The sequence below is a fragment of the Nocardia sp. NPDC059195 genome, from assembly GCF_042754695.1.
Taxonomy (GTDB): Bacteria; Actinomycetota; Actinomycetes; order Mycobacteriales; family Mycobacteriaceae; genus Nocardia.
The window spans coordinates 18,907-37,601 of sequence record NZ_JBHZBG010000034.1 but is presented as its reverse complement, the minus strand read 5'-3'; the positions used below and the strand labels follow the sequence as shown (position 1 = coordinate 37,601).

Genomic DNA, 18,695 nt, shown 5'->3' with positions numbered 1-18,695 from the left:
ATGGTTTCCAGACACCGCCCTTCTCGGGCGTCGTCGGTTTACGCCACAAGCGTGGCGTGAACGTCGGTTCCCGCTTCTACCGGGCCGGTTTCACCGACACCTACAAGGAGTCGGTCAGTGCCTTCCCGTCGGCGGACTTTGGTTACCCGGCCTCCTGCTCGGGGGTCCGGGGATCGTGAGAAGTCCTGTTGCGTCGTCGGCCATTTGGCGAGGTTGACTGCCGCGTTGTGATCACGATCTGCCCGAAAACCACACCCGCAGAAGAATACTCGATCATCCAAAGACAGGGTTGGGTTGATTGTGCCGCAGGCAGAGCACTTTTTACTCGACGGGTACCAGCGATCCGCTGTCGCGAGTGCGCCGCTGCGCCATGCCTGTTTGTAGGACAACAGGCGGGCGAAGTCGGCCCATCCGGCATCGCTGATCGCGCGTGCCAAATAACGGTTGCCGAGCATCCCCGCCACATTCAAGTCTTCGATCACGAGCCGGTCGTGGGTTTTGACCAGCTTGTTAGCGACCTGATGGGCGAAATGACGGCGAACATCAGCGACTCGACGATGGTGGCGTCCCAGCCGGGCGGCGGCCTGCCGATGGTTGAGCGACCCCTTCCGTTTTCGCGACAACGACTTCGCCAGACGGCGTTGCCGATCCAGCTCGGTAACCAAGGGTTTGGGCGCGCCGTCGGTGCGGGCGACTTCGGCTCCGTCGGCGGTCGCGGCAACGGAGAAAACTCCCAACCCGCGGTCGATCCCGACCCAACCATCGTCATCGTTGTGTTCTCGCTGCTGGTGATGGTGAGCCGGGTGCAGATCGGATGCTTCGGTGGCCAGACTGATCCACCAGCGGCGCGCCCGGAAGGAGATGGTGACGTAGAGAATCTTCGCCCGTCCCTTGGTGAGCATCCGCCGCAGTCGGCGGGTGTCATCGCGCACCCGGATCGCACCGATCCCAGGCAACGTCACCGACCGCGCGATCTGGCCACCACCGATTCGGATCGCTGTCCATCCGGCCTTGGTGTGTTTATTCCGGATCCGAAACGCCGGGACGGTTGCGGACTTCTTCTTGAACCGGGGAAATCCGACCCTCCTACCTGCACGTTTGCCGGTCCGGGAGTCCGAGAAGGCGATCAGGGCTCGACCACAGTCGACGGCAGCTTCCTCGAAGACTTGTTGGCTTACCTGGGTACGCCACGCCAACCCGGTCACCTGAATCTCGGCGACCCTGTCCGCGCCGACAGCGAAGACCCGTCCTGCGGCTTCGGACTTCTTCCAGGTGTTGAACGCGTTGATCAGATCGAACCGGGTCCACGGGACCGGATGCTCTGGGCAGGTTTTACGTTTGGTGAGAGCGGTTTTCACGAAAGCGAGGCTTTGGTTGAACGCGAACCGGGCCGCCCCGGCGTGCCGGGTGAGCACAACGGACTGCTCGACCGTGGGGTCGAGGCAGTACCGGAAAGTCGTGTGGCGGCTCATCGCGGACGAGTGTGACACAGGACACCGACAGGGTGGCGAGTCGTCCTTGTAGTGGCCGTCGGCTCCCCCAACGGTCTCTGATCAGGCACCCGCCGCCTACTGATCATTGCGATCACACTGATCCCAACCCTCGCCGTTGGCACCGGCACACGGCACGATAAATGGCGAGGCGGGCGTGGCTGAGTGGCAAGGCAACGGTCTGCAAAGCCGTTTACGCGGGTTCAATTCCCGCCGCTCGCTCTGTGGGGAAAAGCGGCTGGGTCGTGGAATGATCGTTTTCATGTCACGGCCCAGACCGCTCTCCCATGACCCGATCGCCGAGGCTTACCGGCAGTGGGTCGCCCACGGCTGGGAGTCGGTCGCCGATGGGATGGCGCTGGTGACCTCGCTGGTTCGGGCACAGCAGATCGTGATGGCGCGCGTGGACGAGGCGCTCAAGCCTTCCGGTCTGACGTTCTCCCGCTACGAACTCCTGCAATTGCTCAGTTTCAGCCGCACCGGCGCCCTGCCGATGGCCAAGGCCAGTGCGCGGCTGCAGGTGCATCCGACGAGCGTGACCAACACCGTCGATCGACTCGAAGCCGCCGGACTGGTTGTTCGCGTCCCGCACCCCAGTGACCGCCGGGCCACTCTCATCGAAATCACCAGCGCGGGAAGGAAATCCGTGGCCGATGCCACGGCGGCGCTGAACGCCGAGGTGTTCGCCGAACCCGGTCTGCCACCCGACCAGGGCCGCGATCTGGTACGACTGCTGGCACAGTTCCGGCACGCCGCCGGCGATTTCGACGCCGATGACCCGGAAAACCTCGCATTCCACGCGACCTGGCAATCGACGGAGGAATCTTCGGCCGATTCCCTTGGCAGCTAGCGCGAAAAGGTCCACCATGTAGCCCATGGTGCTGATCCTCGGGGTATCGGCGGGCGCGGGTGGAGCCCGTGCCGTGTTGACCCATTCCGATCAGCCCCACATGCCGCCCATCGACCGGATCCAGGTGCCGCGCCGGGCCGGGGGCTCGGTGGAGGAATCGGTACTCACCGCGATCCACCGCATGCGCGCGGCGGCGGCCGAACGCGACGAGTACGTCTCCGGCACCGCTGTCACCTGCCGCAGCGAACTACAGGCCGACGCGATCAGAGCGGCCGCGGGCCAGGCCGACTTCGCGATCGTCGACGAACCACTCGCCCAGTTGCGCTATCTGCGGTTCACCGGCCTGCTGCCCGCCACCGACTCGGTGATGCTCTACGACCTCGGCAGCTCCGGCTTGACCATCACCCACGCCGATTGCCGCACCGAAACCATCCTCGCGGGCAAACGCAGCACCGTCCTCAGCGGCAACGGCTACGACGCGCTCCTGCGCTGGCAGCTCGCCCGCAGTGGCGTCTGCGCCGACGCGCACGCCAGCCGCGAACACCGAGAATCGTTGAGCCGCACCAGGGTTGTCACCGCCGCTGATGCCGACACCGGCGGCCGCACGGTGCTCACCCGCAGCGATCTGGCCGCGCTGTGCGAAGCGGGACTGCATCATTCGGCCTCGTTCGTGCGCCTGCTGATCGAGGAGACGGGAGTTCAGCCGGGAGCGTTGGCGCTGCTGGGTGGCTGTACCCGCAATCCGAGTCTGCGCGCGGATCTGGCCAAGCTGATCGGCCTGCCGATCGTGTACGACCCTGAGCCGGAATATGTTTCGGCGCGCGGCGCGGTGCTGCTGTGCGCCCGCCGCCCCTCGGCGCGATTACGCATGCCGCGACGGGGTGCGGGTGCGATCGCCGTCCCGCCGCGCGCGGGCGGCCGCCGAAAACTTCTGGCCGCGGTCGCGGTGACCGCCACCCTCGGTGGCACGGTCGCCGGCCTGCTCAGCAACGACAACACCACGGCGCGGTCCCCTGAACAGGGCACCGCGCCGACTACGGCGGAGTTCATCGACGGCGCGCCGCGCTGGAAACCGAACTAGCGGTTGCTGAAGTTCGGCGGCCGCTTCTCGACGAAGGCGGCCATGCCTTCCTTCTGATCCTCGGTCGCGAACAGCGAATGGAACACCCGGCGTTCGAACAACAGCCCCTCGGCGAGGGTGGTCTCGAACGAGCGGTTCACCGCCTCCTTGGCGATCATCGCGACCGGCAGCGACATCGACGCGATGGTCTGCGCGGCCTCGAGCGCGGTGTCGAGCAGTTCGTCGGCGGGCACGACCCGCGAGACGAGCCCGGAACGCTCGGCTTCCTCGGCACCGATCATGCGGCCGGTCAGGATCAGATCCATCGCCTTGGCCTTGCCGATCGCGCGGGTGAGACGCTGCGAGCCGCCGATGCCGGGGATGACACCGAGCGTGATCTCGGGCTGACCGAACTTGGCGTTGTCGGCGGCGATCAGGATGTCGCACAGCATCGCCAGCTCACAACCGCCACCGAGCGCGTAACCGGCGACGGCGGCGATGGTCGGCTTGCGGAAGTTGGCCAGACGGTCCCAGCGGGCGAAGAAATCGGCCAGGAACATGTCCATGTACGACTTGGGGGCCATCTCCTTGATGTCGGCGCCTGCCGCGAAGGCCTTCGCCGAACCGGTGATCACGACGGCACCGATGGAATCGTCGCCGTCGAGTTCGTCGAGCGCGGCGATGACGTCGTCGAGGACCTGGGCGTTGAGGGCATTGAGTGCCTTGGGCCGGTTCAGGGTGATCCAGCCGACCCCGCCCTTCCCGTCGGTGCCGCCCTTGCGCTCCAGCAGAATCGTCTCGAATTCGGTCACGGCCACCCTCTTGTCAATCAACGGTCACGGATGGTGCTGACGATACCGAGGCGTACTGCCTTCCGGTGACGCGTACCTCCGGTCCTGCGCAACGGCCGACGAATGCGCTCTGCGCGGAAACGGTGGCACGCCGTCTGTGACGCATTCCACCGCGTCCGATGTGCGGCACAATCGTCGACATGGGCAGCGACCACTTCGTGCGGATCACCCGCCTGCGCGCACTGATCGACCACGAGAACACCGGCGCGGGCGAGCGCGCCACCGCGGAGCGCATGCTCGACCGACTACTCCGAAAATCCGTGGGCCACAGCGCTTCCGGCGCCGCCCCTGACCGCGTCTACGGCTCCCGTCACCACCGCGCGGGCAGGCACGCGAGCACCGCGTCGATCGTCGAATCGGTCCGCGAGGACATCGCCTTCGCCCGCACGTTCGCCACCGCGGGCGCCCCGGGTGAGGTCACCGTCCACAGTCCACTCGCCGCGGCTCCCGCCGAGCTCACCATCGCCGTCACCACCCCGTTCGCCGACCAGATCGTCGTCACCATCACCGACATACCGCCGTCGTGGGGCTGGGAGCCCGACGAGTTCGACCGCATCACCGCCACCGAGGACCTACGCCGACTCGCCGACGAACTCGCCGAGATCATCGACAGCTACAACCACGACGGCGCCGACGTCGGCCCCCGCTTCTTCCGCACGATCCGCGCCCAGGAAACCACCCTGATCCGCTGATTCACCCCGGCCGTCCAGACCCTTGCCGAGCGAGCAGGACGACCAGCCCAACCATCAGCACCAGGGCGCCGATCCCCAGCACCACACTCGCGACGACCGGCCCACCAGCGGTGTAATCGGCCACCACCTGCACCACCGCGACCGCGATCCCCGCGGCCCCACCGAGCACCAGCACGGCGTCGCGCGCAATCGCGTACAGCACCAAGCACAACACCCCGATCAGCGCGGTCAGGCCGGGCCGCCACAGCGATTCGCCGTACGTCACCGACTGCGCGCCGATCACCGCGATCACCCCGCCGAGTAGATATCCGGCCCATTCGGCCACCAGCAGGCGAGCCCCTGCGAGTCCGAACCACAGCGCGCCGAACACCATCAGCGATATCCCCTGCCACGGCGATCGGACATCGAACAGCTCCGAGGTCACGATCAGAATGCTCGCGACACCGAAACCGGCCACCGCGACCAGGCCGATCACGCTCGGTACCAGCAGATACCCGAGCGCCGCCACAAGCAGTCCCGCGATCGATCCGGCCATCGCCGTTTCGTCGCCACGGTGGGCACCGAACGCCGTAGCCACCGCCCCGGTCACCGCAGCCGCCGCCAGCACGAGCAGCACCGCGGCCAACCGCGCCCGCCCAGCCGACGCGATCGGCACCCGCCGGAACACCCCGGCGCACCCACCGGCCAACGCCACCGCTCCCCACACCGCACACCCGGCCACCACCGCCAGCAACACCACCCGCCCCGACTGCGCCACCTGCGCCCACGCGTTGTCGACGAACAACCCCAGCCCGGCGGCCACCACCCCGGCTCCCACGTACGCCACGATCTCGGCGGCCACGCGTCCCCCGCCGGCGCGCCCGGCCCGCTCCTGCTCGTCGACCGCCCGCAGCACCGCGCCCCGCTGCTCCCCGCTGATTACGCCGGACGCCACCAAGCGCTCCAATGCCACATCCACCCCATGCTCGCGAACCATCCGTCGAGTATGTCGACCTGCGGCGACGATTCCACCGAAACCTGGGCGGGGCGTTTTGCGGCGGAGTGACGCTGTTCACACTAGAATTACTTTGATGTCCGAGTATCGGGCGATCTACTACATGGCGGAGGCAGTCATGAGCCTGCATGTTCCGGTGAATCCAGTGCGGTTCGTGACCTCGGCGGCCCTCTTCGACGGCCACGACGCGGCGATCAACATCATGCGGCGGATTCTGCAGGCCCAGGGTGCCGAGGTGATCCACCTCGGGCACAACCGGTCGGTGCGCGAGATCGTCGACGCGGTGATCGAGGAGGACGTGCAGGGCGTCGCGGTGAGCTCGTATCAGGGCGGGCACATCGAGTTCTTCGAATACCTGGCGCAGGCACTGCGCGAGGCGGGGGCTGGCGATGTGCGGATCTTCGGCGGGGGCGGCGGGGTGATCGTCGCCGAGGAGATCGAGCGGCTCGCCGCGAGTGGCGTGCGGATCTTCTCCCCCGAGGACGGCCAGCGCCTCGGCCTGCCCGGCATGATCAACGAACTGATCCAGCTCTGCGATGTCGACCCCGTGCGCACCGCCCCCGACCTCGACGCGCTCTACACCGGCGATCGAAATGCCTTGGCGCGCACCATCACCTGCTTGCAGCAGGGCGCACTGCCGGCAGCCGACCGCGCCGCGATCGTGGCGGCGGCAGCCAAGCGACGCGTCCCCGTGCTCGGCATCACCGGCACCGGCGGCTCCGGAAAGTCCTCCCTCACCGATGAATTGGTGCGCAGGCTCCGCACCGATCAGCAGGACAAACTGCGCATCGCCGTTCTCGCGGTCGACCCGACCCGCAGGCGAGCAGGCGGCGCCCTGCTCGGTGACCGCATCCGGATGAACGCCCTCGACGGCGATCACGTGTACTTCCGTTCGCTGGCCACCCGCGGCAATCACGAACTGCCCGACGATATCGACACCATGATCGCCGCCTGCCGGGCCGCCGGCTACGACCTGGTCATCCTCGAGACCCCCGGCATCGGCCAGGGCGACGCGGGCATCGTCGACCACGTCGACGTCGCGCTGTATGTGATGACGCCGGAGTTCGGCGCCGCCTCCCAGCTCGAGAAGATCGACATGCTCGACTACGCCGATGTCGTCGCGATCAACAAGTACGAACGCCGTGGCGCGGCCGACGCGGTCCGCGATGTGGCGCGCCAATTGATCCGCAACCGTGCGGAATTCGGCGCGAGCCCCGCTGACATGCCCGTCTTCGGCACCAGTGCGGCGACTTTCGACGACGACGGCGTCACGGCGCTGTACCAGCACCTCACCGGCCTGCTCACCGAACACGGCCTGACTCTCGAACCCGGCGCGCTGCCCCGCGTCGACACCTCGGTCTCCACGCGTTTCGCCCAGCTCGTACCTCCGTCGCGGGTCCGCTACCTGGCCGACATCGCCGACACGGTCCGCGGCTACCACGCCGATACTCAGCGCGAAGCCGCTGCGGCCCAACGGATTCAACGGCTGGCACTGGTCCACGACGAGCTCCCCGACGACGCGGCGGTCGCCGATCTGCTCGCTCAGGCCCGCCCCACGCTCGCCCCGGCCTCGACCGCAGCGCTGGCCGAATGGCCGGCGGTCGCCGAGAGCTATCGCGGCGACGAACAAGTGGTCCGCATCCGCGATCGCGAACTGCGCACGCCCCTGCGCCGCGAGTCCCTGTCCGGCACAAGCATTCCCCGCGTCGCCCTGCCCCGATTCACCGACGACGGCGAACTCCTGCGCTTCCTCCGCGCCGAGAACCTGCCCGGCCGATTCCCGTTCACCGCGGGTGTTTTCCCCTTCAAGCGCGAGAACGAGGATCCCGCCAGAATGTTCGCGGGCGAGGGCGATCCGGCCAGAACCAATCGTCGTTTCAAGGTCCTCAGCGCCCACGCCGAGGCCACCCGCCTGTCCACCGCGTTCGACTCGGTCACCCTCTACGGCCACGATCCCGCCGAGCGTCCCGATATCTACGGCAAGGTGGGCACCTCGGGCGTCTCGGTGGCCACCATCGAGGACATGCGCACCCTGTTCGACGGTTTCGACCTCGGCGCCCCGACCACCTCGGTCTCGATGACCATCAACGGCCCCGCCCCGACCATCCTCGCCTTCTTCCTCAATGCCGCGATCGACCAAGCGCTGCAACGCTTCTCCGAGAGCGAGGACCGTGCGCCGACGTCGGAGGAGGCCGCCGGGATCCGGGCACGCACGCTGTCGACGGTGCGTGGCACCGTGCAAGCCGACATCCTCAAGGAGGACCAGGGCCAGAACACCTGCCTGTTCTCCACCGAGTTCAGTCTGCGCATGATGGCCGACGTGCAGGAATGGTTCGTGCGCAACGACGTCCGAAACTTCTATTCGGTCTCGATTTCGGGATATCACATCGCCGAGGCTGGTGCGAACCCCATCAGTCAGCTCGCCTTCACCCTCGCCAACGGATTCACCTATGTGGAGACCTATCTCGCGCGCGGGCTGGCGATCGACGATTTCGCCCCGAATCTGTCGTTCTTCTTCTCCAATGGCATGGACCCCGAATACACGGTGATCGGCCGGGTGGCCCGGCGGATCTGGGCGATCGCGATGCGCGACCGGTACGGCGCGGGTGAACGCGCCCAGAAACTCAAGTACCACGTGCAGACTTCGGGTCGTTCGCTGCATGCGCAGGAAATGCAGTTCAACGACATTCGCACCACCCTCCAGGCGCTGATCGCCGTCTACGACAATTGCAACAGCCTGCACACCAATGCCTTCGACGAGGCGGTGACCACTCCCACCGAGGACTCGGTGCGCCGCGCGTTGGCGATTCAGCTCATCATCGCCAAAGAATGGGGGCTGGCCGTGAACGAGAATCCGCTACAGGGCAGTTTCATCGTCGACGAACTCACCGATCTCGTCGAGGAAGCGGTGCTGGTCGAATTCGAGCGGATCAGCGAACGCGGCGGGGTGCTCGGCGCCATGGAGACCGGCTACCAGCGCGGTCGCATCCAGGACGAGTCCATGCGCTACGAACAGCGCAAACATGACGGATCGCTGCCGATCGTTGGGGTGAACACCTTCCGCGGCCGCGACGACGACACCGCGCACGCACCGCTGGAATTGGCCCGCGGCACCGAAACCGAACGCCGCTCCCAATTGGACCGGCTGCACAGTTTCCAGACCGAACACGGCGAACAATCCCATCGCGCGCTGGCCCGGCTGGCCGAGGTCGCCCACACCAACGGCAATATCTTCGATGTGCTCATGGACGCGGCGCGGGTATGCACGTTGCAGCAGGTCACCGATGCCTTCTTCGCGGTGGGAGGGCAGTATCGGCGCACGGTGTGAGCAGCGTAATCCGTCGCTCTCCACCGCTGGCGTGTGACAATCGCCGTGAGCTCTGCCAGCGGCGGCGATGGGACGCACAGCATGGATCTGACCGACTTCGACATCATCGATGCCCATATTCACCAGTGGGATCCGCATGCCACGCCACGCGAGTTCAGCAAGCTGGCGAAACTGATGCGCTATCTGCCGGTGCCGGTCGATATCGCGGCACGGCTGGCACCGCGCGGTGACCGCGAATTCGTCGGCGACCCCAGCGCCTACCTACAGCCTTATCTGCCTGCTGACTATCGCGACGACCGGGGAAATACGCCGGTCGAATCGGTGGTGGAAATCGAGGCGCAATGGACGGGCGCCAAGCCCGACGAGACGCGGTGGGTGGCGAGCCTGCCGTTCGGCGTCGATACCCCCGCGTTGGCCACGATCATCGGCGCGGCCGACCCCGCCGCCGGGAACTTCGGTGCGGTGCTCGATGCGCATCAATCCGCGTCGCCGCTGTTCCACGGCATCCGGACGATGGTCGCCTACCACCCTGATCCCGCCGTGAAGTCGTTCACCGCGCACGACGGCGTGCTCACCGCCCCGGCCTTCCTGCACGGCTTCGGACAGCTCGCCGAGCGCGGGCTCTCGTTCGACGCGTGGGTGTATTCGGGACAGCTACCCGAGGTAACAGCCCTGGCCGAACGGTTTCCCGAGGTGCCGATCGTGCTCGATCACCTGGGGACCCCGGCCGGCATCTTCGGGCCGGTCGGCAAGAACACCGGGCACACCGCCAGGCAGCGGGAGGTGCTGTTCAATCGGTGGCGCGAAGACCTCACCGATCTGGCCACGCAGCCGAATGTGGTGGCGAAGGTGAGCGGGCTGATGATGCCGGTACTCGGGCATCCGGTACCGCCACGCGGCACCCCGACGCCCGTGCCCGCGCTGCTCGGGCGGGTGGGTCCGCTGCTGGCGCACGCACTGGCGGTCTTCGGTGCCGACCGGCTGATCTGGGGATCCAACTTTCCGGTCGACAAGCCGATCACCAGCCTCGCAGGGGCAGTCGAGACGGTGTCCACCGGACTGAGCGATGCCGGTGCGAGCACCGACGACCTGCGGAAGGTGTTCGGCGGCAACGCCATCCGGTTCTACCGGATCGAGCCGACCGGGTGATTCGCCACGCCCGCTCGCCATTTCTGTCGGTGGGCGGGTTTAGCATCGGCGCATGAAAGCCATCGGCACCTTCGAGGTCACCGCGTTCGACCCCACCGAGCTGACGATGCAGCCCCCCATCGTCACCGGGATGCCGGTCGGCGTCTCGACCATGACGAAGGCCTACGCGGGCGAGATCGAAGGGCTCTCGGCCACGCTGTTCACCGCTGCCTTCGACATGAACACCGGTGCGGGCACCTACCTCGCGATGGAGTCGTTCGAGGGCGCGCTCAACGGTAAGGCCGGTGCGTTCAACTTCGTCCACTCGGCCACCACCGGCGGCACCGACCGCACCGCCGAGTTCTTCCACATCGTCCCCGCCAGCGGCACCGGAGAGCTCACCGGCATCACCGGGACCGGGGCACTGTACGTGGATGCCGAAGGCGGACATCACATCTGGTTCGAGTACGAGCTGGGCTGAACCGCGTCGCGTGAAACAGTTCCGCTGTCCGAGCGGCCTCGCCTCGCGCGACTTCAGATGTGGAGCAGTTCCGCTGTCCGAGCCGCCTCGCCCCGCCCGACTCAGGCGTCGAATTCGGTATAGAGCGAGCGTAATTCGCGTAGACCGGTGGCCGCGGTCGGCTCGTCCTCGGTGGACATCCGGAGCGCGCGACGCAGTGGAATCGCGTCGAGGTCTTCGATGACGGCGTGGAATTCGATGCGAGGCAGCTCGGGCAGGACCAGTTCGTCGCCGTAGGGGTCATCGGAATCGGCGGTGCGCGCGGACTTCTCGACGCCGCCGATGAGCGTGTCGAGGTCGAGTCCACGCAGGGTGAGGATCTCGCTCGGCTGTTCGTCGAGGCGCTCGGCGAGCAGGTAGCAGACCGCGGCGACGTGCTTGCACGGCCAGCCCATGTCCGGGCAGCTACAGGTGAAGTCCAGTTCCGAGGCGGTGGTCGGTAACAGGTGTGGGCCGAGCGCGGGCGGGAGCGCGCCCGAGGCGATCTCGGCGAGCATGCCGGGCGCCTCCCTGATCTCGGCGAGCAGCAGATCGACCTCATCGTCGCGCAGCGGCCGGATCGACAGCACCGAGGTGAACGGTCTGGGCTGGCTGCCCTGCACCTCCGCCGTCACCGCGCCGCGTTCGATCCGGTAGTTCACCACCTGCCCGACTCTGGCGTAGGTGCGTCCGCGCGAGAGCCTGCCCGCGTCGGCCACCTGCTCCACCGCGTCGAGCAGCGACTTGCCCCACCAGGTGCGCCCGAAACCGCCGCGAGCCTGGGCGCCGCCGCGCACCGGTTTGCGCGGACCGAACTGGCTGAAGTCGGCCATCTAGTCACCCACCGCCTCGGCGCCGAGGGTGAACAGCTCGCGCAGTTCGTCGGTGCTCATCTCGGTGATCCAGTTCTCCCCCGCACCGACGGCCAGATCGGCCAATTGCTTTTTCCCGTTGATCATCTCGTCGATCCGCTCCTCGATGGTGTCGACGCACACCAGCTTGCGGACCTGCACCGCGCGCTGCTGGCCGATCCGGAACGCGCGGTCGGTGGCCTGGTTCTCGACGGCCGGATTCCACCAGCGGTCCAGGTGGATCACGTGATTGGCGGCGGTGAGGTTGAGGCCGGTGCCACCCGCCTTGAGTGAGAGCAACATCAGCGGCGGGCCGTTCTCGCCCTGGAAACCCGTCACCATGTCGTCGCGGCGCTGCTTGGCCACCCCGCCGTGCAGGAACGGGATCGGGGTGCCGAACCGCTCGGTGAGGTAGGGCAGGATCAGGTCGCCGAATTCGCGGAACTGGGTGAAGAGCAAGGCTTTCTCACCCTCGGCGAGCACCGCGTCGAGCACATCCTCGACCAGGGCCAGCTTGCCGGAGCGATGTCCGCCGCGGCGCAGGATCGGCGAACCGTCGCCCAGATAGTGCGCGGGGTGGTTACAGACCTGCTTGAGCCTGGTCAGCGCGCCGAGCACAGCGCCCTTGCGCGCCATGCCCTTCGCGTCTTTGAGCTTCTCCAGCATGTCGTCGACAACCGCCTGGTAGAGGGCGGCCTGCTCGACGGTGAGATTGGCCCGCACCGTCATTTCCAGCTTCTCGGGCAGGTCGCTGATCACCGTCGGATCGGTTTTGAGCCTGCGCAGCACGAACGGGTCGGTGATCAAGCGCAGTCTGTCGATGGCTTGCTGGTCGCGCTCGCGCTCGATCGGCACCGCGAACTTGGCGCGAAACGATTGTGGGCTGCCGAGCAGTTTCGGCATGGCGAAGTCGAACAACGCGCGCAGTTCCTCCAGGCGGTTCTCCACCGGAGTTCCGGTGAGCGCCAACCGATGTCGGGCTTTCAGCGCCCTGGCCGCGCGCGCCTGCCTGGTCACCGCGTTCTTGATGTGCTGCGCTTCGTCGAGCACGATCCGCTCCCACCGCTGTTCGCCCAGCAGGGTGATGTCGCGGGCGAGCAGTGCGTAGGTCGTGACGACCAAATCGGAATTCTGCACCGCGACAGCGAATTCCGCGCCGGACAGTCGGCTCGGACCATGGTGGACCAGCACACGCAGATCCGGCGTGAACCGCTGCGCTTCCCGCTGCCAGTTACCCACCACCGACATCGGACACACCAGCAATGTCGGCCCGACACCGCCGATCGGCGCCCCACCCCGGTGGACGTTTACGTCCTCGGTGTCCGCCGAACCGCCCCGCTCGGTCGTGACGACTTCGTGCACCGCCGAGTCACCCACCTCGGCTCCCCGAGCCCCGCCGACCGTAGACGCACGACCGGACTCGGCCTCCGCGGCCTCGCGTTCGTGGGCCAACAGCGCCAGCACCTGCACGGTTTTGCCCAAGCCCATGTCGTCGGCCAGGATCGCGCCGCAGTTCAGTCGGCTCATCGTGGCAAGCCAGCTGAGGCCGCGCTCCTGATAGGGGCGGAGTTGGGCTTTCAGGCCGACCGGAACCACGACCGGCTCGGGTTCGCTTTCCCTGGCGAACAATTCGGCCGCCCAGCCGTCGGCGGTGACCTCGGTAACGGGGACGTTGTCGACCCGTTCGGCGGCGAGTTCACCGATCATGTCAGCCAAGGTGATCGGGCTGTCGTCGGCGTGCTGCGCCACATAGCGGGCGGCCGCGGCCAGCGCTCGATGGTCGGCCTGCACCCACTCGCCGCGCAACTGGACCAGGTCCGATTTGCTGCTGATCAGCCGCGCCATCTCGGCCGGGGTGAGCACCAGATCGCCGAGCGCCAATTCCCAGCGGTAGGACAGCAGTCCGCTGAGGCCGACAGTGGATTCGGCGGCGGCGGGGCTGCTCACCCGCAACCGCATGCTCGGTTCGGCGATGTTCCAGGCGCGCGGCAGGAGCAGTCGAATTCCGGCTTCCTGCAAGGCATGTGCGCCGTGGGCCACCAGGTCGGCGACCACCTCGGTGGGCAGCAGCAGGTCGAGGCCGCGCGGATCGGTTGGCAGGTCACGCAGACGCGGATAGGCCTTACGTGCCTGGCCGAGTTTCTCCGCCGCCGTCCGCACGAGCACCGGATCATCGTCGAAGACAACAGGTTTGGGCGCGTCGTCGACGGGGCGCAGGCACACCTGGAGCCGCCACAGCGCCACCGATTCGTCGGTGGTGCCGAATTCGCCGTCGGGTTCGCACAGGCGCAGCACGAGTTCCGGTTCGTCGGCGGCATAGCCCTCCCGCCACTGCGACAGCGTTTCGGACAGGCGGTAGGAGCCGACGTCCAGCGGGGTATCGGCGACCAGCGCGGCCAGCAGCGGGTGCGTCATCGTGCGGTGCGCGAGATATTCGCGGGCGATCGGGTCGGTGAGATGGGTGCACAGGTCATCGAGCACGGCGGCAGGCGGACCGGCGACCCGCAGCGCCGGTGGCATCGCGGCGGCCAGCTCGGCCAGCCACGCCCGTTGACGTTGTCCGCCGACCAGCCGCCAGCGCACCCACCATTGCCCGTCGGCTCGTTCGATCTGGGGCACCACACGTCCGGCCCGCACCCACCGTTCGATGCCGCGCGCGACATGCGCGAGGAACCGCAGATCGCCGGAGATGTGCTCGCGCGGGAGCCGGCTGCGCAGCACAACGGCCGCCGTCGGCGGCGCGAGCGCGTGCGCGCGCACTTCGGCGGTCTCGGGCTTGCCCGCGGCATCGACGACCAGCACCTGGGCCCGGTGCCGGAACCTGGCGCGATCCAAGATGTCGCCCAGCACCGACCCCACGGCGACCGGCTCCGCGTCGTGCCACAGCAACAGGCCCGATTCGGGGGACCACAGACCGTGCAGCATGGGCTCCATCCAAGCAGGCGGCACCGACACCGATCACGGCCGCCATCCCCCTGGATTTCTCACCGAAACGAGACCATACTTAAATAACCCCTGGTCACGGGCCGGAACACCCACCGGCGACAACTTCATACCGACCCAGGCGAACCGGGCTGGATCCGGTTCGGCCGATGACCCCTTGTAATTCGTGCGGAGGGCAGCGATGACGATTCTGCTCCAGGTTCTCGAGCAGAGCTACACACCCAACACCCCATGGGAACGGCGCAAATTCACCTTCATCGACACCACGAAAATCCTCGGCATGCGACTGGACGGCCAAGCAGGCGTCTGGCTCGATCTGTCGCGGCCCGGCGAATCCCAGCGCCTGGCCCACACCATCGACCCCAGAGAATCCATCACCTTCCTGCTCACCGTCTTCGCCAAGATCGCCGAATGCGAAGACCGCGGTGGTTCCTGGCTGGTCGGCCATGACGGCAGCCGCGTCTCCTCGATCGCCGCGACGCGCTTCCCGCCGATCGCCAGCGAACTGGCCGCCGACGACCTGCTGGCCCGAGCCTGGCTGTAGGCCGGTGCCGCCCCGTCCGCGGGCGCAGCGCTGACCCATCGGCGATTGTTGTCGGTGCCACCGGCTACAACCTGCGGGTATGGGGAAACGGGCGTGGTTGCTAGTGGTGGTGCTCGCGATCGCCGGGTGCGGGGTGATCGGGCCGGATGAGCCGGTCCCACCCGCACCCGGCAGTCCGACGCGCGCCGAGGTCACCGCCCTGCTCGACACCGTGCGCGTCATTGCCGCGCGCCCTCGACCCGGCGGCTACGAACGTGGCTGCAAAGCGGGCCAGGCCTGCGTCTTCGGCCCGGCCTGGACCGACGATTCCGACGCCCCCGGCAGCCACGACGGCTGCGACACCCGCATTATCTGGACTGTTAAGGGAGATGCGGCGTGATTTCCCTGGTGGTGCGGCAGCGCCCGGGACGGCGCGGTGCGAGGGACGTGAGGCACGGTGTCGCAGCTGTCTGCGCCCTGGTGATGGTCTCGTTGGCTGTGGCATGTGGCCAGGTGCCCGGAGTCGGGTCGGCGTCACCTGCCGGTGAGATGCCGAGTCCAGTTCCGGTTCCGGCTGATGCAGAGGGGCCGTTTCCGGTGTCACAGGTGATCGACGGTGACACGGTGTCGATCCTGAAGGACAGCAGGCAGGTGAAGGTCCGAATGTTGGGTCTAGACACCCCTGAGACCGAGGATCCGCGCAAGCCGGTGCAGTGCTTCGGCGCCGAGGCGGCGAACCACGCCAAACAGATACTGGTCGGCAAGCAAGTAGTCGTGAGGCCCGATCCGTCGCAGGACCGCACCGACAAATACGGTCGGCTCCTTGCGTATGTCTGGGTGGACGGGGCGCTGTTCAACCTCAACCAGATCGCGCAGGGGTTCGGACACGAATACACATATTCGCACTCACACCCCTACCAGTATCAGCGCAAGTTCCGCGCCGCAGCGCGGTATGCGCGCGTCCACCACCTCGGACTCTGGAACCCGACGACATGCAACGGCGTTACGAGCTAGCTAATACTGTAACGGCACTCTCCTGAGGCCGTGCTGGTAGATGTAGTGTGTGGTGTTGGATCACAATGTGGCCGAGCTGGATTCGCTGGTTGCCAGGATTGGTTGCCGGTTCACCACCCGGACCCCGAGCCTCGGCGACCCGGCTGCGGTCGTCCCGGGTCAGCATGTGCGCAGCGTTTGTCTCGGAGGGATGGAATGGTCGACTTCACTGTTGATGTGTCGAAGCTGTCCGGCTTCACACTGGATCTCCAGGACATCGGCGCCAATTTCACCGAGAACGCGGGCCGATTGCTACCGGGTTTAGCGCTACCAGCCGGAACATCCGGACAGCTGGCACAGCTGTCTCTGCCGATCCAGAAGCTGCAAACCACACTGTCCGGCGACCATCAGAAGAACACGAGCACCCTCGGCACGCTAGGTTCAGGACTGGGGACCGCGGCCACCGCGTACAAGAATTCCGATGAGCAGCATGCTGTCTCGATCAACCAGGCCGGGGCGACCGTGACCGACGGGCAGGGTGTCGCAGCGATAAGCCCGGCCGGGGACGTTCGCCGATTCACCAGCCTGCAGGAGCCCGGCCTGCAGAACATCGAGGAAGCCCAGTACACGGTCCGCCAGGTCGTCACCGGCTGCATCGAACTGCTCACCTCCTACGACGAACCGCTCGGCCGGACCATCGGCATCAAGCCCGTCGCCGATTACCTGGCGCCGGTGGAGGCGGACTGGGAGGCGCTGCGGGGAGTGGGTAAGCGGATCGGCCTGCTCGGCATCAACGACTTCGCCCACTCGCAGAACCTGTCCGCGGGCACCGGGTGGATACAGGCCGACTGGACCGGTGCAGCCGCGACCGCGTTCGGAGCTACCGCGACCACCCTCGGACAGTCGTTCGACACCCGCAGCATCGATCTCGACGCGGTCTCCAAGATCGTCGAGAACGGCGCGTTACTGCTCGAACGGCTCGTCTACAACCAGGCCGCGGACCTGGCGGGCTCCCTCACGAAGCGCATGACTTTCGCCAATTTCATGCTCCCCCTGGCCAGTTGGGCGCAGCTGATCGACCAGCCGATGGACGAGTCGACCAAATCTCAGATCACCTCCGCCGTCGACGCGGTGAAGAAGTCGGCCGCGACCCGCCAGGACGCGATAACGACCACGATCCAGCGGATCTCCGACACCCTGGGCTACGAGTCCGGCCGCACCGCCCCGGTCTACAACGCGAGCGAATTCGAACTCCCCGAGAAGGTGACCGTCGACCTGGGCGCCATTCGGTACGGATACGGCGACAACGTGTGGTTCGAACACGCCGTCTCCGTCTGACCCGGCTACTCCGGTCAGGTCAGTCGGGCGCGAATCCGTTGACCTCGAATGAAATCACGACGGCGGCGACCGCGGCAGCGCCGAGGACGAACGTCACCGTGGACGCCAGTGCGAAAACCCGGACGCGCCGCCACCAGGACAATGCCAAGCCGGCGGGAATCGCGACGAGTACCGGAACCATCCAGGTTATCCAGTACCACGGCGAGATCGGTTCCGTGTCGCCTCGGTATTTCTTAGGCGTCGCCGTGAGCTCGGGGACGTCGAAGACGTTCTGCAGCAGCGCGACCAAGGGGAAATAGGCGATCACCGCCAGTATGCCGCCGGTGATGACTCCGAAGGTCGCTGGGACCAGTACATCATCCGTCCTGCTGTTCTTGTCAGTCATATCCCCACCTATTTCGAACCCGACCAGGAATGCACCGCACCGGAACCGTATACCAGGAACGACTTGGCCAGTCCGAGTTCCTCGCTCTGCGCCATGGTGTTCACGGCGGACTGGGCCATGTTGCCGTAGTCGTCGTCGGTATGGAAATTGTAGATATCGCAGATGTGGGACTGCTGCCTTAGTTCGATCTGATGTGATCCGGCCGCACCTGGATGAGCGACCGCCACGGTGGTCGAGGCAAGGCTGTACCGGCCGAGCGATTGGACATGATCGTTCGAGATTCCGGCGACGATGACCCAGTCGGTGGACAGGATGACCTTGACGGGATTCTGGGTCTTGTCCACTTCGGTGATCGCCCGGCTTATCGCGGCCTCCTTGTTGTCGGAGATTGCCACGGGGCAGGTCGAAATCGCGGAGTTGTTGTACGCGTGGCGGTCTTCGCTGATCCAATTTTCGATCGTCGATTCCTCCAATACGTAGTCATCGCCGGTCACGCGATAATAGTGATCGAACAATTTTTTGGCAATGGGGCGATCTCTCGTGCTGAAGTAGATCCCCACGGCCGCCGCTTGGGTGGCATTGGCTTGAATCAACTCGCCGGTGAAATCGCGAATTGTCTTGAATTTGCTCAAGTCGACTACCGGAAAATTTGGATGGATAGAAGTGTCGTAACTCTTTATCGGCGGCACCTGCCCATTCTCGCCACCTTGAATTTCCTCGTACATCACATTCTCCAACTCGCAGGTCTTCGATATTCCTGCACGGTCCGA

At 66.5% G+C, this 18,695-nt stretch carries 17 protein-coding genes and 1 tRNA gene; 11 read left to right on the top strand and 7 right to left on the bottom strand.

Going from position 1 to position 18,695, the window contains the following annotated elements; genetic code table 11:
* Positions 1–38: 38 nt before the first annotated feature.
* A complete protein-coding gene (locus ACFXKN_RS29465; protein ID WP_379434233.1) occupies positions 39–1,472 on the bottom strand; it encodes an RNA-guided endonuclease TnpB family protein in 1,434 nt (477 codons plus the stop codon).
* 169 nt (positions 1,473–1,641) lie between these two features.
* On the opposite strand from ACFXKN_RS29465, the gene ACFXKN_RS29460 reads away from it, so the two are divergent.
* The 3 genes from ACFXKN_RS29460 (at position 1,642) to ACFXKN_RS29450 (ending at position 3,421) form a co-directional block, all read left to right on the top strand.
* Positions 1,642–1,712, top strand: a tRNA-Cys gene (locus ACFXKN_RS29460).
* Between the two features lie 40 nt (positions 1,713–1,752).
* Entirely contained in the window at positions 1,753–2,340 is a 588-nt protein-coding gene (locus ACFXKN_RS29455; protein WP_378963625.1) for a MarR family winged helix-turn-helix transcriptional regulator, read from the top strand.
* 25 nt (positions 2,341–2,365) lie between these two features.
* Complete coding sequence (locus ACFXKN_RS29450; RefSeq protein ID WP_379434232.1) at positions 2,366–3,421, top strand: hypothetical protein; 1,056 nt, start codon at positions 2,366–2,368, stop codon at positions 3,419–3,421.
* Here the strand turns inward: ACFXKN_RS29450 and ACFXKN_RS29445 are convergent.
* Positions 3,418–4,212, bottom strand: a complete 795-nt coding sequence (locus ACFXKN_RS29445) for an enoyl-CoA hydratase (RefSeq protein WP_378921856.1) — start codon at positions 4,210–4,212, stop codon at positions 3,418–3,420. The two genes, ACFXKN_RS29450 and ACFXKN_RS29445, sit on opposite strands and share 4 nt — an antisense overlap.
* 179 nt (positions 4,213–4,391) lie before the next feature.
* On the opposite strand from ACFXKN_RS29445, the gene ACFXKN_RS29440 reads away from it, so the two are divergent.
* Positions 4,392–4,943 carry a hypothetical protein gene (locus ACFXKN_RS29440; protein WP_378963627.1) on the top strand — a complete coding sequence of 184 codons (552 nt, stop codon included), beginning with the start codon at positions 4,392–4,394 and terminating at the stop codon, positions 4,941–4,943.
* Position 4,944: 1 nt separating this feature from the next.
* On the opposite strand, the gene ACFXKN_RS29435 is transcribed toward ACFXKN_RS29440, so the two are convergent.
* Entirely contained in the window at positions 4,945–5,919 is a 975-nt protein-coding gene (locus ACFXKN_RS29435; RefSeq protein WP_379434231.1) for a hypothetical protein, read from the bottom strand.
* A gap of 94 nt (positions 5,920–6,013) precedes the next feature.
* On the opposite strand from ACFXKN_RS29435, the gene icmF reads away from it, so the two are divergent.
* From icmF to ACFXKN_RS29420, 3 genes are all read left to right on the top strand, one after another.
* Positions 6,014–9,265: a fused isobutyryl-CoA mutase/GTPase IcmF gene (icmF, locus tag ACFXKN_RS29430; RefSeq protein ID WP_379434230.1), complete on the top strand. Its 3,252-nt coding sequence runs from the start codon at positions 6,014–6,016 to the stop codon at positions 9,263–9,265.
* A gap of 81 nt (positions 9,266–9,346) precedes the next feature.
* On the top strand, positions 9,347–10,414 hold the full coding sequence (locus ACFXKN_RS29425) for an amidohydrolase family protein (RefSeq protein ID WP_379434229.1): 1,068 nt from the start codon (positions 9,347–9,349) through the stop codon (positions 10,412–10,414).
* Positions 10,415–10,466: 52 nt separating this feature from the next.
* On the top strand, positions 10,467–10,874 hold the full coding sequence (locus ACFXKN_RS29420; protein ID WP_379434228.1) for a DUF3224 domain-containing protein: 408 nt from the start codon (positions 10,467–10,469) through the stop codon (positions 10,872–10,874).
* 101 nt (positions 10,875–10,975) lie between these two features.
* On the opposite strand, the gene ACFXKN_RS29415 is transcribed toward ACFXKN_RS29420, so the two are convergent.
* Both ACFXKN_RS29415 and ACFXKN_RS29410 read right to left on the bottom strand, forming a co-directional pair.
* Complete coding sequence (locus tag ACFXKN_RS29415) at positions 10,976–11,725, bottom strand: SWIM zinc finger family protein (protein ID WP_379434227.1); 750 nt, start codon at positions 11,723–11,725, stop codon at positions 10,976–10,978.
* A complete protein-coding gene (locus tag ACFXKN_RS29410) occupies positions 11,726–14,677 on the bottom strand; it encodes an SNF2-related protein (RefSeq protein ID WP_379434226.1) in 2,952 nt (983 codons plus the stop codon).
* Positions 14,678–14,867: 190 nt separating this feature from the next.
* Between ACFXKN_RS29410 and ACFXKN_RS29405 the strand changes: the two genes are divergently transcribed.
* The 4 genes from ACFXKN_RS29405 to ACFXKN_RS29390 all read left to right on the top strand — a co-directional run bounded on the left by ACFXKN_RS29405 (position 14,868) and on the right by ACFXKN_RS29390 (position 17,540).
* The gene (locus ACFXKN_RS29405) at positions 14,868–15,230 is read left to right on the top strand and encodes a hypothetical protein (RefSeq protein ID WP_378921843.1); all 363 of its coding nucleotides are present in this window, start codon (positions 14,868–14,870) and stop codon (positions 15,228–15,230) included.
* A 79-nt stretch (positions 15,231–15,309) separates the two neighbouring features.
* Complete coding sequence (locus tag ACFXKN_RS29400; protein ID WP_379434225.1) at positions 15,310–15,609, top strand: hypothetical protein; 300 nt, start codon at positions 15,310–15,312, stop codon at positions 15,607–15,609.
* A 197-nt stretch (positions 15,610–15,806) separates the two neighbouring features.
* On the top strand, positions 15,807–16,223 hold the full coding sequence (locus ACFXKN_RS29395; RefSeq protein ID WP_378963645.1) for a thermonuclease family protein: 417 nt from the start codon (positions 15,807–15,809) through the stop codon (positions 16,221–16,223).
* 195 nt (positions 16,224–16,418) lie between these two features.
* Positions 16,419–17,540 (top strand): hypothetical protein, encoded by a 1,122-nt coding sequence (locus ACFXKN_RS29390; RefSeq protein ID WP_379434224.1) that lies wholly within the window; start codon positions 16,419–16,421, stop codon positions 17,538–17,540.
* A 19-nt stretch (positions 17,541–17,559) separates the two neighbouring features.
* Here ACFXKN_RS29390 and ACFXKN_RS29385 read toward each other — a convergent pair whose 3' ends face one another.
* Together ACFXKN_RS29385 and ACFXKN_RS29380 are read right to left on the bottom strand one after the other, a co-directional pair.
* Complete coding sequence (locus ACFXKN_RS29385) at positions 17,560–17,925, bottom strand: hypothetical protein (RefSeq protein ID WP_379434223.1); 366 nt, start codon at positions 17,923–17,925, stop codon at positions 17,560–17,562.
* A gap of 8 nt (positions 17,926–17,933) precedes the next feature.
* Entirely contained in the window at positions 17,934–18,650 is a 717-nt protein-coding gene (locus tag ACFXKN_RS29380; protein ID WP_378963648.1) for a hypothetical protein, read from the bottom strand.
* Positions 18,651–18,695: the final 45 nt, after the last annotated feature.